Source organism: Flavobacterium cucumis, from assembly GCF_900148835.1.
In the GTDB taxonomy this organism is placed as follows: domain Bacteria; phylum Bacteroidota; class Bacteroidia; order Flavobacteriales; family Flavobacteriaceae; genus Flavobacterium; species Flavobacterium cucumis.
Genome location: NZ_FRYK01000001.1, coordinates 785,297 through 799,548, shown reverse-complemented (window position 1 = coordinate 799,548; position 14,252 = coordinate 785,297). Strand labels below are relative to the sequence as shown.

General features: G+C 28.1%; 14 protein-coding genes. All 14 read left to right on the top strand.

The annotated features are described in order from the left end of the window. The 14 genes from BUE95_RS03815 to BUE95_RS03750 all read left to right on the top strand — a co-directional run bounded on the left by BUE95_RS03815 (position 1) and on the right by BUE95_RS03750 (position 14,162). Positions 1-825, top strand: coding sequence for a carboxypeptidase-like regulatory domain-containing protein (locus BUE95_RS03815; RefSeq protein ID WP_073581585.1), 825 nt, complete (start codon positions 1-3; stop codon positions 823-825). Between the two features lie 42 nt (positions 826-867). Next, complete coding sequence (locus tag BUE95_RS03810; protein WP_073581583.1) at positions 868-2,559, top strand: DUF6909 family protein; 1,692 nt, start codon at positions 868-870, stop codon at positions 2,557-2,559. A 6-nt stretch (positions 2,560-2,565) separates the two neighbouring features. Beyond that, the gene (locus BUE95_RS03805) at positions 2,566-3,519 is read left to right on the top strand and encodes a hypothetical protein (RefSeq protein ID WP_073581581.1); all 954 of its coding nucleotides are present in this window, start codon (positions 2,566-2,568) and stop codon (positions 3,517-3,519) included. Further along, complete coding sequence (gene rfbB, locus BUE95_RS03800) at positions 3,519-4,532, top strand: dTDP-glucose 4,6-dehydratase (protein ID WP_073581579.1); 1,014 nt, start codon at positions 3,519-3,521, stop codon at positions 4,530-4,532. The genes BUE95_RS03805 and rfbB overlap by 1 nt, the downstream gene beginning before the upstream one ends. A gap of 81 nt (positions 4,533-4,613) precedes the next feature. Continuing rightward, positions 4,614-5,471 carry a glucose-1-phosphate thymidylyltransferase RfbA gene (rfbA, locus tag BUE95_RS03795; RefSeq protein ID WP_073581577.1) on the top strand — a complete coding sequence of 286 codons (858 nt, stop codon included), beginning with the start codon at positions 4,614-4,616 and terminating at the stop codon, positions 5,469-5,471. A gap of 82 nt (positions 5,472-5,553) precedes the next feature. Then, positions 5,554-6,105: a dTDP-4-dehydrorhamnose 3,5-epimerase gene (gene rfbC / locus BUE95_RS03790; RefSeq protein WP_073581575.1), complete on the top strand. Its 552-nt coding sequence runs from the start codon at positions 5,554-5,556 to the stop codon at positions 6,103-6,105. Then, positions 6,099-6,965 (top strand): dTDP-4-dehydrorhamnose reductase, encoded by an 867-nt coding sequence (gene rfbD, locus BUE95_RS03785; RefSeq protein ID WP_073581573.1) that lies wholly within the window; start codon positions 6,099-6,101, stop codon positions 6,963-6,965. The genes rfbC and rfbD overlap by 7 nt, the downstream gene beginning before the upstream one ends. A 142-nt stretch (positions 6,966-7,107) precedes the next feature. Next, positions 7,108-7,677 carry a hypothetical protein gene (locus BUE95_RS03780; RefSeq protein WP_073581571.1) on the top strand — a complete coding sequence of 190 codons (570 nt, stop codon included), beginning with the start codon at positions 7,108-7,110 and terminating at the stop codon, positions 7,675-7,677. Between the two features lie 44 nt (positions 7,678-7,721). Further along, entirely contained in the window at positions 7,722-8,930 is a 1,209-nt protein-coding gene (locus tag BUE95_RS03775) for an O-antigen polymerase (protein ID WP_073581569.1), read from the top strand. A 387-nt stretch (positions 8,931-9,317) separates the two neighbouring features. After that, on the top strand, positions 9,318-10,310 hold the full coding sequence (locus BUE95_RS03770; protein ID WP_159433492.1) for an O-antigen ligase family protein: 993 nt from the start codon (positions 9,318-9,320) through the stop codon (positions 10,308-10,310). Next, positions 10,307-11,107: a glycosyltransferase gene (locus BUE95_RS03765; RefSeq protein WP_073581565.1), complete on the top strand. Its 801-nt coding sequence runs from the start codon at positions 10,307-10,309 to the stop codon at positions 11,105-11,107. Before BUE95_RS03770 ends, BUE95_RS03765 begins: the two co-directional genes overlap by 4 nt. After that, on the top strand, positions 11,104-12,312 hold the full coding sequence (locus BUE95_RS03760) for an O-antigen ligase family protein (RefSeq protein WP_073581563.1): 1,209 nt from the start codon (positions 11,104-11,106) through the stop codon (positions 12,310-12,312). The genes BUE95_RS03765 and BUE95_RS03760 overlap by 4 nt, the downstream gene beginning before the upstream one ends. Next, a complete protein-coding gene (locus BUE95_RS03755; protein WP_073581561.1) occupies positions 12,299-13,429 on the top strand; it encodes a glycosyltransferase in 1,131 nt (376 codons plus the stop codon). Before BUE95_RS03760 ends, BUE95_RS03755 begins: the two co-directional genes overlap by 14 nt. Beyond that, positions 13,413-14,162, top strand: a complete 750-nt coding sequence (locus BUE95_RS03750; protein WP_234977621.1) for a class I SAM-dependent methyltransferase — start codon at positions 13,413-13,415, stop codon at positions 14,160-14,162. Before BUE95_RS03755 ends, BUE95_RS03750 begins: the two co-directional genes overlap by 17 nt. Positions 14,163-14,252 lie beyond the last annotated feature (90 nt).

The window sequence follows — 14,252 nt, the reverse complement described above, 5'->3', positions numbered from 1 at the left end:
ATGAAAGAAAATAGAGTGATTTGGATTTTTTTGATTGTTTCACAATTTGCTTTTTCGCAAATCCGTGGCGTCGTCAAAGACAGTATTTCAGGCGAACCAATTCCGTTTGTGAATATTTGGGTGGAGAATGAAACGGTTGGAACTACTTCGGAAGCGGATGGGACGTTTTTTTTACAAGCTTCAAAAGAGAAAAACATTGTGATTTCGGTTTTAGGTTACGAAAGAAAAACGTTGAAAGGAACTGAAATTTCGGAAGTTTTTTTAAAACCTACTACTTATGATTTAAGAGAAGTGGTAGTCCTTAATAAAAAGCAAACTAAAAAAGTTGAAATCGGTAATATTGAAAACGCTATTTTTCAATCGTTTGATAGCGGACCTAAAATAGAAGCGAAGTTTTTTCCTTATCAACCTTCTTATAGCAAAACAAAGTTTATAAAAGAAGTTACCATTTTTACCGACAGCAGAATAGACAACGCCACTATAAAAATTCACTTTTACAGCGTTGATGAAAATGGATTTCCAGGCGAAGAATTGTTAACCAAAGATTACGTTGTTACCCTTAAAAAAGGCATAATCAAACATCGTTTTAATATATCCCAATTCGATTTGGTTTTTCCTGAAAAAGGAATGTTTGTGGCTTATGAAAAATTATTAATTGAGAGTAATAAAACGGGCACAAAATACCAACCTTATGTATTGTATAATTATATAGATAGGGAATTCTTTTACACTTATGCATATGGAAAATGGAGCAAACAATCGAGTAATAATTCAGGAAAAATCAGTGTTTATGAACCCTCAATTAACCTGATTTTATCGAACTAAAATAAAAAGCATTACATTTGTAGGTTAGAAAATATAAAATTAATGAAGGACATTAAGAACATTTCGCGCTCAAGAGCGCAAGAGTCGTCAGCAGCTATTGAACGACTGTACATTACCATGAGACATTTATTTAACAGAGGTTTTTATAAACCAATGGGTGTTTCAGGAGAAACATTGAGAGAAGCTTTATTATCGCTTCGACCAGAAATTTATGGCTCTATTGCTGAAGAAAAAGTTGAGTTAAACGGACTTTTATATGTAATTGAGCGTTTACCTATTGGAATTGAAGAATGCCGCTACATCAACTTAACTTCAGATGAAGGCTACTCAAACTCGCATTTTAAAGCGATTGTTCCGCCAAAGAGAAGAAGAAATTGTTATCGTATTGATGACGAACAAATGAATGTGGAAATTACACGCGGTCGTTCGGATATTTATGATATTTTGACGCATTTAACGTTCATCTTTATTGAATCGCACAAAATCAAAGATCGTGTTTTAATTGATGATGAAGGCGCGGTTTCTCGCGATTGGCAAAAATTAGAATTAGCAGTAAAACAAACTAAAAAACTAAGTTTAATTGATCGTGAAAAAGCCATTTCACATGCGGCTAACGTTTTAGGAAGAACTTTTGCTGAGGTGCAAGATATTTACGATGATTTTGCAACAATTGAAGCTCCAGATCGCTTTTTACACGTAGTGTATTGGTTAGGTAAATTAGCAATTGAAGAAGTAGTCGATAATAATAAAAGAACGATTACGTTTAGTCCAATTTTGAGAGAACGATTAGGACATCATATTTATGGTGATATTTGGGCTACTACTATTAAAGACGTCTTACTTAAAAACAATTTAATAGATAGACCCATTCATGTTATAAGTGCAAATATGCATAGTGTGATGAATTCCCTATTTGCGGAACCGGTTTTAGGAAAAAAATACAAAAACACTCCAGAATTTCAGATTTTTGAAGATTTAAGTAGTTCGTCTAACAAAGAGTTACGAAAAAAAGTAGAAGAATTTGCATTAACCCAGGGAATGATTTCTTTACCAGATACCTCGGGTACCAATATTGATGTTCAAATTTTTGATACAGCTAAAATTGATTTCAAGAAAACCATTTTCGCAGAAGCTAAATTAGCTAAAGAAAAGCCGGTTATCATTGTAATGGATTACGCATTTGGGGAACAGGCCTTCGAAACTATTGATGAATTATTGAAGCCTTATAAAGTAGAAAAGAAAAATAAAATTTTCTTAAATGTTGAATCGGTTTCCATTATGGGTAAAGCAGGTATTTTAGAAGGAGGAAAAGGAGACATCATGATTCCATGTGCACACGTAAACGAAGGAACGGCAGATAACTATCCTTTTAATAATGAGTTGACAAAGGAAATGTTTGAAGGTAACGGAATTCCGGTTTATGCTGGACCGATGATTACGGTTTTAGGAACCTCTCTTCAAAACCGAGATTTGTTGAAGTTTTTTCATGAATCTACATGGGAAGCTATTGGTCTAGAAATGGAAGGTGCTTATTATCAAAAAGCCATTCAATCGGCATCTAAGATTAGAAAAAGTATCAATCCAGATGTAAAAGTTAGGTATGCTTACTACGCTTCTGATAATCCATTGGAAACAGGAAGTACTTTAGCTTCTGGAGGATTGGGTACGACAGGTGTAAAACCGACGTATTTAATTACGATCAAAATATTAGAACAAATTTTTAACGTAAAATAAGCATTAATGAGCACAAATTCTCAAGATCAAGAAATCGATTTAGGACAAGTTTTTTCTAAGATTGGTGGTTTTTTCACCAAATTAATTGAACGATTTTTTGACTTTATTTTCTTTCTAAAAAAGAAAATTCTTGTAATAATAGTATTATTTATTACTGGAGTAGTTTTAGCTTTTCTTATTGATTTTAAAGTTTATAAACATGAAGTTTCTGTAATTCCAAATTTTGGTAGTAATGAATATTTATATAAAAAAATTGAACAAATTAATGCCAAATTAAAAGAAAACGATTCCCTTTTTTTTAAGCAGCTTGGAATAAAAAGATACGATAAGATTAAAGAAATAGAAATCGATGCTTATCCCGCTATTTATTCATTTGTTAATAATAAAGATCAAGAAAATAATTTTGACTTTATTAAATTAATGGCAGAGGATGGGAATATCGAAAAAATTATGAAAGATGAGATTACTAGTAAAAACTATTATCATCATAAAATAGCAATTCAAACAAATGGGGTTTTTAATAAAGAAGAGTTTATAACGCCAATTTTAAATTATTTAAATTCTAATCCTTTTTTTGAAACACAGAAACAGGTTTATCAAAAAAATTTAAAAGAAAAAATTAGTCTTAATGACTCCTTAATCAACCAAATCGATAATTTGATTTTGCTTTTATCCACTAATAGTTCTCCTGGGTCTATTTCAATTTCTGAAAAAAATAGTATTCCTGAGTTGATTGAAAAGAAAGACAAATTAATTATCGAAAAGCAAAAATTATTGAATTATGAAATTATCAATAATCAAATTATTAAGGAAGAAAGTAGTATCTTAAATATTAGAGAATATAAACCTCTATTATTGAATAACAAGGTTTTATTTCCTTTAATCTTAATATTGATTTATTTGTTATCCTATTTTTTGTTGGCTACATATAAGAAACAATCGGAAAGAATTAAGAAATAATGAAAAACATTTTAATAACAGGAGGTGCCGGATTTATAGGTGCTAACTTTGTACCATATTTTATTGATAATAATCCAGAATATCATCTAGTAAACTTGGATTTACTAACTTATGCTGGAAATCTTGACAATGTAAAAGAAGTAGAAAAGCATTCCAGATATACATTTGTTCAAGGTGATATTTGTGATAGCAATTTCATAGCAACATTATTTCAAAAATTTCAATTTCACGATGTAATTCATTTCGCAGCAGAAAGCCATGTAGACAACTCAATTTCAGGCCCGGAAGCTTTTATTAAAACTAATGTTTTGGGAACATTTAACCTTTTGGACACTGCAAGAAAACTATGGATGTCGGCTCCTAATCAATACCATATTGGATTTGAAAATTCTCGTTTTCACCATGTTTCTACAGATGAGGTGTATGGAACATTAGGCGAAACGGGTTTATTTGAAGAAACCACTCCTTATGCACCAAATAGTCCATATTCTGCTTCAAAAGCGGGTTCTGATATGATTGTGAGAAGTTATTTTCACACCTATGGAATGAATGTGGTAACCACTAATTGTTCTAACAATTATGGTCCGAAACAACATGATGAAAAGTTGATTCCGACGATTATTCGTAAAGCGATTCAAGGAGATAGTATCCCAATTTATGGAGACGGAAAAAATGTTCGTGATTGGTTGTATGTATTAGATCACTGCAAAGGAATTGAATTGGCTTTTAAAAAGGGAAAAGCAGGAGAAACTTACAATATAGGTGGAAGAAATGAACGCAACAATTTATATATTGTAGATAAGGTGTGTGCTATTTTAGACGAAATGAAGCCAAAAGCATCAGGAAGTTACAAAGATCAAATCACCTTTGTAAAAGATAGGCCTGGTCACGATTTACGTTATGCTATTGATGCTACCAAAATAGAAATTGAACTAGGTTGGAAAGCTGATGAAAATTTCGAAAGTGGAATTTTAAAAACGGTCGAATGGTACTTAAGAAAATATGCCAATTAATCAATTAGTCGATTTATTGACTTCTTAGAACATTGATTATTATTGACTCATGGAATGTTGTCTAATTGACAAATTGAAGTTATGAAAGGAATTATATTAGCAGGAGGCTCAGGAACACGTTTGCATCCTTTAACATTGGCGGTAAGTAAGCAGTTAATGCCTATTTACGACAAACCGATGATTTATTACCCATTATCAACTTTGATGTGGGCAGGAATTCGTGAAATTTTAATTATCTCAACACCTCATGATTTACCTTTATTTCGCCAATTATTAGGCGATGGAACTAAATTAGGATGTCGCTTTGAATATGCAGTTCAAGAACATCCAAATGGTTTAGCCGAAGCTTTTATCATTGGAAAAGATTTTGTTGGAAACGATAAAGTAGCACTTATTTTGGGGGATAATATTTTCTATGGAACAGGTTTAGCAGAATTGCTACAGGCAAATAATAATCCAGACGGAGGTATTATTTATGCGTATCATGTACACGATCCTGAGCGATATGGAGTTGTTGATTTTGATAAAGACGGTAAAGTATTGTCAATTGAAGAAAAACCAGCTCAACCTAAATCCAATTATGCGGTTCCGGGAATTTATTTTTACGATAATGAGGTATTGGATATCGCAGGAAATATTAAGCCAAGTCACCGAGGTGAGTTAGAAATTACAGATGTGAATAAAGAATATTTGAATCGTGGTAAATTGCAAGTCAGTATTTTAGACAGGGGAACTGCTTGGTTAGATACAGGAACTTTCCAATCGTTAATGCAAGCGGGACAATTTGTTGAAGTTATTGAAGAACGCCAAGGTTTAAAAATTGGAGCTATAGAAGAGGCAGCTTATAAAATGGGATTCATAGATGCGAATCAATTAAAAACATTAGCGGAACCTTTGCTAAAAAGTGGTTACGGAAAACATTTGATGAGCTTAATTTAATTTGCCGATATGCCAATAATCAATGTGCCAATGAAGTTAATTGGCTAATAGACATATCGTCCAATTGATACATTATTTTTTTATGACATTTACAGAAACCAAGCTAAAAGGATGTTTTATCCTGGAACCCAAAATAATTAAAGACGAACGTGGTTATTTCATGGAGAGTTTTAACGAAAAGACTTTTCAGGAAGGAATTGGGCAAAAGGTAACTTTTGTTCAAGATAATCAATCTTTTTCAACTCGCGGTGTTTTGAGAGGATTGCATTACCAATGTGGTGAGCACGCTCAGGCAAAACTAGTTCGAGTTTTACAAGGAGAAGTTTTAGATGTAGCGGTTGATTTACGTCCAAATTCGGAAACGTATGGTGAATATGAAGCCGTTTTACTTTCGGCAGAAAACCAAAAGCAATTTTTTGTTCCTAGAGGTTTTGCTCATGGATTTTTAGTATTATCGGAAACAGCAACTTTCTTCTACAAATGCGATAATTTTTACAACAAAGAAAGTGAAGGTGGTTTGATTTTTAATGATGAAACTGTTAATATCAATTGGAATTTTCCAACAAATGAATTGCTTATATCCGAAAAAGACCAAGTTTTACCAAATCTTGAAAATGCTAAAAAAGTATGGTAGTATTAGTCACGGGTGCTAATGGTCAGTTAGGGCAATCTATTCAATCTATTTCAGGAAACTATCCCGAAATAGATTTTGTGTTTTGTTCTTCATCTGAATTAGATATTACGAATTTTGAAAATTGTCAAGCAGTTTTTTCAACCTATAAACCTCATTTTTGTATCAATACTGCTGCTTATACTGCAGTTGATAAAGCAGAAAGTGAATTTGAGAAGGCTCATTTAATTAATGTTATTGGGCCAGAAAATTTGGCAAAAGCTTGCAGAGAACACGATACCATTTTACTCCACATTTCAACGGATTTTATTTTTGATGGTACTTTGACACAACCCTATTTAGAGACAAATATTCCAAACCCACAAAGTGTTTACGGACAAACTAAGTTAGATGGAGAACAGGCAGTTCAAAAAATTTGGAATAAACATTTTATTATTAGAACATCTTGGGTATATTCTCAATTTGGAAATAATTTTATGAAAACCATGCTACGATTAGCATCAGAACGCGATAGTCTTTCTGTTGTTGCAGACCAAATTGGAACACCAACAAACGCAGTTGATTTAGCTGAGGTTTTGATAAAAATAATAGAATCTTGTTATGCAGAACTTGTTTCAGCATCTAATTATGGAATCTATAATTTCTCAAACGAAGGGCAATGTTCTTGGTATGATTTTGCCAAAGAAATTTTTCATCAAAAAGGAATATCAATTGATTTAATACCAATTCCAACCACAGCATATCCTACTCCAGCAAAACGACCTTCTTATAGTGTTTTAAGTAAATTAAAGATTAGAAAGGTTTTTAACATTAGTGGTAAGGATTGGAAAGTAAGTTTGAAAGAGTGTTTATTTGAATTTTAGATTTTAAGAGTCAAAAAAATTATAATTATTTTTTAAACTTTAAATCATTTTTTAAATTTTATATAATCGATTTAAATGGTTTATTACTTAAAAAAACTAATTTTGCAAAAAACAAATACTAAAATCATTAACACTATTTTTTATGAAAAAGCATTTTACAACTCTTTATTTAGTTGGAATTTCCGTTATTTTATCGTTTTTTATAATTTCATGTAAAAATGAAACGGAAGATAAAAACGTTATTAATGAAACTGTTATTGAAGAAAAGCCAATTACTTTTGATATAATTGTTGATTTAAAAATAAAGAAAGACGACGATTTAATTATTTATTATAAAGACGGAACTAATGAGTGGATTGTTGAAGATAAATCTGTTTGGAATACAGTAAAAGGGAGTAATGATTTTCAGAAAGTAGTTTTTAAATTGCCTGAAGGTGTTCTTCCAAATGATTTCAGATTTGATATTGGCAGAAATGAATTTAAAGGACAAGAGCCTATAGAAATAAGAAGTGTTACTTTAAGCTATATAGATAAAAATTTTGTCGTTACTGAGGAAATGTTTAATAATTTTTTTAAACCGAATCAGTTCATAAAATATAATGAAGAAACAAAAGAATTTTCATTTAATGAAGTAGATGGAAATTATGATCCTTTCTTTGAAGTAACACCTCAAATGTATTCTCAGTTAACTAATATTGTTTTAAATAATTAATTTTCATTTTCTGGAGATTAATTATTTTTACTGAGCTAAAAAAAATGAAATTTTTTAAGAAATATATAGAAAAACATGCCTCACTATTAGTAATAATAGCTGGGGCTTTTAGTTTTTTTTTATCTAATATACTCAATAAAGAAATATTTTCCGCTAAAGAGTATGGTTATTACTCTATTTTTATTACATATTTATCTGTTATATATTTGTTTGGAATATTGGGATTAGAACAAAATTTATTAAGATTTTCATCAAAAAAAAATAATACTATTGAGACCCAAATCACTCAAATAAGAGTGATTTTTTTAGTTAGTATTTTAAGCACTTTAGTAGGGTCGTTATTTTTTTTATTTTTTTATCCTGAAATAAAAATATTTTACGCTCTTTTATTAATTATAACTTATTCTATGATTAATAAACTTTTTTTGTCCAATTTATTTAGAGTGAATTTAAATTTTGTCTACTCTCAACTAATTTCAAATTTTTGGAAAATAGTTTTGTTTCTAATATCTATAGTTTTTTTCATTTTTAAAATTAAAAGTTTTGAAAAATTGATATTACTTATTTCGTCAAGCATCCTTGTAATTTTTGTTTTTTCTTTAATTCTTTTTAAGAAAAAAATACAGATTAAATATGTCAATGATATAAATGATAAAACTCTTTATACATCAGCGCTTCATTTTTTTATATCAATTACTTTATTTACAATTTTAATTTTTGCAGATCGTTTTATTATTGAAAAAAAATTTTCGGTAGAAGAATTTGGAAATTATTTTTATCTAACCAATTTTTTTTTAGCACCTTTTTCAATCATTCAGAATTATATAGGATTCAAGCAATTAATTTATTTTAAACACAATTTTTCATTTCCTGAATTTAAATTAATAAATCTAAAGAATTTTATATTAGGAATATTTTTATCGTTTGTTCTGTATTTTTTTTCAACAGCATTAACTAAATTAGGATTAAGTACATTTAAATTTGAAAGTTATTTTTATGATATTTTAATTATTTTATTAATTGGAGTATTACGACTTTTTTCATCCTCAATTTTATCTGCATTTGAAGCGTTAGCAAATGTTGAATCACTTAAAAAGGCGAATATGTATATTATTACAATAACATTTATTTCTTTATCAATTGCTAATATTTTTTGTTTTTCTATCATAACAGTTTTACTTTGTTTTGTCGTAATTTGGTTTTTCCGGTCATTGACTCATTTGTATTTATTAAAAAAACAGCTAAATATTTAAACAATGAAGATCACCTTGAATAAAATTTATACTTTTTTATTTTTTACAAGTCTTTTTTTTCTTCCTTTCAATTCTTGGGAAGGAATCAAAGAATTTGGTGAATTCAAAAGAGAATCTTCAGCTATTTTTCTGTTGATTGGTTTTTTAATATTGGTAGTAGAAATTTTGTGTAATAATAAAATATTGATTCCATATAAAAACTATCTTTTCAGACTAGTTTTATTCTTTTTGATATGGTGTTTAATAGCCACAATTTTGAATTTTCCATCAGTTTTTACAGCTTATTTTAAACAGACTTCTGGTGCCACGCGATTTTTAAGGCAGTATTTTGCATTAATACTTTCTTCTGTTTTGTTTTGTTTTGTTTACACTTATTCAATAGCAAAAATGACACTAGAACAGGTTTTATTCTCAATTAGAAAAGTTTTTTTAATATCATTCTTTATCGTTTTTCTTTATGGTTTTCTTGAAATATTGTATTCAGTTTTTGGGTTTCATCCAGCTTATTTAATCTTAAGGTTCTTTGATTATTTTCCGTTTACTGAATATGATTCGGATATTAATGGTAGAATTTCTTCCGTTTGTTGGGAGCCTCCAGCTCTTGCTACATATCTTATTACAATTTCAGGTTGGATGTTTAGCTATGTATTAACACATAAAGGAATATTAAAGTATGTACCTTCAATGATGATTTTGTTACTTACGTATTATTCTGGTTCTAGGACAGCTTTAGTGGTGATATTAATTCAACTTATTGTGTTTTTGTTTATTGTTTTAAATAGAAAGCAAAAAATGAAAACTTTGTTTTACTTATCTGTCATTTCTGTTCTTTTTTTCGGTTTTGTATTTTTGTCTGATGGAAATAAAGTGATTAGAAATATTGAAAAAAAGATAGAATCACTTGATTTTAAAGGAAATTTAAAGAGTAATATTTCTAATCAATCTCGTTTCGGAATCCAATATGCTAATTTAGTCGTGTTTTCAGAAAATCCAATTATTGGTGTTGGTTTTGGACAACAAGGTTACCACGCCATTAATCATTATCCAGCTTGGGCTAAAAAAGACAATTATGAGTTTAAACAGATTTATTTGAATAAGAAAAACCCTACGTTTGCTCCTGGCTATAACTTATATGTTAGGTTGTTAGCTGAGACAGGAATTGTAGGCTTAGGATTGTTTCTTTCTGTTTTTTTTATAATTTATAAACAATTAAAAAAAGGTTTAGAAAATTTCACTTCGAATGATAAAGTTTTAATTACAGTTTTAATTGTTTCATTTGTTGGATTTACATTAAATTGGCTACAAATAGATACTTTTAGAGTATATGGTTTTTGGTTTTGTTTGGCAATTATGTTTTTAATTAATAAGGAGAAAGCATGAATAAAAATGAAGTAGTTGTTTTAGTACCTCATTATAATGATACTAGCGGATTAATAATTTCATTACAATCTATAGACGCTTCAGAAAATGTTGACGTTTTAGTTGTTGATGATGGTAGTTGTTACAATAAAATAGATGAAGAAGAATTAAAGGATCATTTCAAAGCCAATGGAAAAATGATTTTTTTATATCAAGAAAAAAATAAAGGAATTGAACATGCGCTTAATTTGGGTCTTGAATATATTTTAAAATGCGATTACAGATTCGTTGCTAGATTGGATTCTGGGGATAAATGTTTAAGCAAAAGGTTTAATATTCAAAGTAAATATTTGAAAAATAATCCAAAAATAAAACTCGTTGGTTCAAATGTTATAGTAAATGATACAAAAGGTAATTTATTATATAAAATTATACTACCAACAGATAGTTTGCTGATAAAAAACAGAATGTATATTACATCAACAATTATTCATCCAACGATTATGTTTGATAAAGAAATTATTAAGGAAGTTGGGTTTTATCCAATAAATTATAAAGCTGCTGAAGATTATGCATTTTATTTCAAGATTTTAAAAAAATATGATTTTTCAAATATAAATGAGTTCTTATTAGAGAAAGAATTAAGTCCTAACAGTATTTCTGTTCAAAAAAGAAAATTGCAAGCTTATAATCGTCTTAAAGTTATTTTAGATAATTTTTATTTTGGTTATTATCCTATTTTTGGTTTAATCAGAAATTTTATTTTGTTAATTGTCCCTAACAAGATTCTAATATTCATTAAAAGAGTAATGAAATGAGTAAGAATATTTTTTTTAAAGATAATATTTTTGATTTCCTGTTTGTTTTTTTGATTTTAGTTTTACCTTTTTCAAAGGCTTTAACAAATATCATTATAGCTTTTTCTGCTTTTTTATTCATAGTTAGATTTGAAAAGAAAAAAAATAGTAATTACTTTAAGTCACCTTTTTTTATATTAGCCATTCTAGTTTTATATCTTTATTTTCAAGCCATTATTAATGGTAGTTTTTTCCAAGATTTTGGATTTTATAAAAAATACCTTTATCTGATTATTATTCCAGTTTTATTCTTAGAAATAAAGAATACACAACTTTTAAAGCTTTTTTCAATAATAGTAATTAACATCACAATATTTATTTCAATTTTCAAAATATTTAAATTTTATTATTATTTTAATTATTTACCACTGGCTGATGGTTGGGCTACTAATACAGTTTTATACCTTGAGAGGCCTTACGCTGGACTATTTAGTGTTATATGCTTGATTTTGTCATGTGAGCAAATAATAACAAGAACAAAAAGTAAGTTTTTTTTTATTTTTAGTTTCGCATTATCATTTTTCTTTCTTTTTTTTATTTCCATTAGAATTTCTTTAATTACCCTATTTGTTATTGTTTTAACTTATGTGTTTTTTTACATGAAAATGACTTCAAAAAAGAAGATTTTTTTATCAATATTTCTTATGATCTCATTAACGTCAATTACCTTCTTAAATAAGAACATTGCAAAAAGATTTTTCATTGATAAAAACATTTCAGATATAGTCCAAACTATAATAGAGTTTGAACCCAGAATTGTAATTTGGAGATGTGCAGATCTAATAACCGAACAAAAAGATTTTTCTGTTTTTTTTGGAACAAATTCTTACTCTGACATTAAAAATAGTTTGATAAATTGTTATTCAGATAGTATTACGGATAATTCCAGAAGAAATTGGTTTTTGGTAAATAAGTTTAATACTCACAACCAGTTTATTGATTTATATTTAATAGGTGGTTTAATAGCTTTTTTAATTTTTATTATCTTCCTAACAATTAGTATTATTAACAATCATAAAAGTTTTTTTTCAGTAGCAATTTTTATTACTTTCACAATGGTATTATTAATTGAAAACATTTTTCATAGACAATTTGGTTGTTTAATTTTTAGTATTTTTACTTCTTTATACTTTACTAAAAAAACAATTAAAGATGTCTCAAATTAAAATAGCACATATATTACATTCTGTAGGGGGTGTTGATGTTTCTTTAAGGTTTATATTGAAAAACATTGATGATGATAAATTTGAAAATATAATCATACATGGTTATCATGATACAAATCATAATTTCTTCAATAAAAAAAACAAAAAACTTGTTTCATATAAAGTTCCTATAGAAAGGAATATTTCTTTTTTTAAAGATATCACATCAGTTTTTCAGACTTATAAAATTTTAAAGAGTGAAAAACCTCAAATAATTCATGCTCATAGTGCAAAAGGAGGGGTGATAGGGAGATTTTTAGGTTTTATTTTAGGAATTAATGTCTTATACACTCCTCAAGCTTTTTCTTATTTATCTTCTGAAATAAAATTTAAAAAATTTCTTTTTTTACAAATTGAAAAATTTTTAATCACTAAATCTAATTATCTTTTAGCTTCTTCAAATTCTGAGAGATTGAGAGCTATTAACGAAGTTGGTTATAAGAAAAATAATGTAATCTTATTTAACAATTCTATTCAGGAAGTACTTTCAATAAAACAGTTATCAATTGACAAAACATGGCCAAATAAATACATATGTACAGTTGGAAGACCATCCTATCAAAAAAATATTGAGTTAATGATTAGGGTGGTAAATGAAGTAAGAAAAGAGCAAAACATACACTTAGTAATTATGGGTGTGGGTCATCATTCAGACAGATTGTCTAATGTACAAAAATTAATTCAAGAGTATGGTTTATCGGATGCAGTCACATTAATAGACTGGACAGAAAGAGAAAATATATTTAATATTATAAGTAATTCTAAATTATATATTTCTACATCTCGATACGAAGGTTTACCTTATTCAGTAATAGAATCACTAGCTTTAGGGAAGCCATGTATTGTTTCAGATTGTGATGGGAATAGAGATTTAATTACTAACGGATATAATGGTTTTGTAATTAAAGATGAAAATATTGAAGAATTTAGTGAGAAGATAAAACTAGTATTTAACGACGAAGTACTATCAAAAAAACTATCTGAAAACGCCAAAAAAAGTTTTGATGAGGATTATAATATTGAGAAAAATATTTTAAAACTTCAAGAGATTTACTCTAAATATGCAATTAAAAATTAATTTAATTTCAATGAAAAGTTTTTTAAATAAAATAATTAGAAGAGAAAAATTTAACCCTACTTTATTGGGGCTTTTTATAAATCATAATTTTAATATTAGGAGATTGCTTTATAGATGTTTAAAATCTAATTCTCAATTACTTTCTGGTAAAGTTTTAGATTTTGGCTGTGGTTCAAAACCATATGAGCATCTATTTACTAAAGCAGAGCAATACATCGGAGTAGATTATCAAATTGAGGGAAGAATAGAAAATTTAGACAAAATCGATTTTTTCTATGATGGTAAAAGTATACCCTTTGAAGATAATTCGTTTGATGCTATTTTATGTACAGAAGTACTAGAACATGTTTTTAATATAGAGGAAATACTCGCAGAATTTAAAAGAATTTTAAAGCCAGGAGGTAAAGCTTTAATAACAACTCCCTTTATGTGGGAAGAACATGAGATGCCTCACGATTTCGCAAGATATACTGGGCCAGCACTAAGTCATCTGTATCAAAAAAATGGTTTTGAAATCATTAGTAATATAAAACTAGGTAATACAATTTATGTTATTTTCCAATTTTGTTTAAATTATCTAAAAAACATTTTCCCTGAGAGTAGGTTATTTCGTCAAATCTTACTTATTCCTTTCTCATTTTTTTTAAATTCTTTAGGATTAATTTTAGGATTAATTTTACCAAAAGACCAAGGATCTTATTTTAATAACGTTTTTATATTAAATAAGAAGTGAGAAACTTGTTTTGGTGATCAATATAATTTGAGTTTTACTTTTTTTAATGCTTTAAATTTATTTAAGACTAAAATTAAATCCAAACATTTT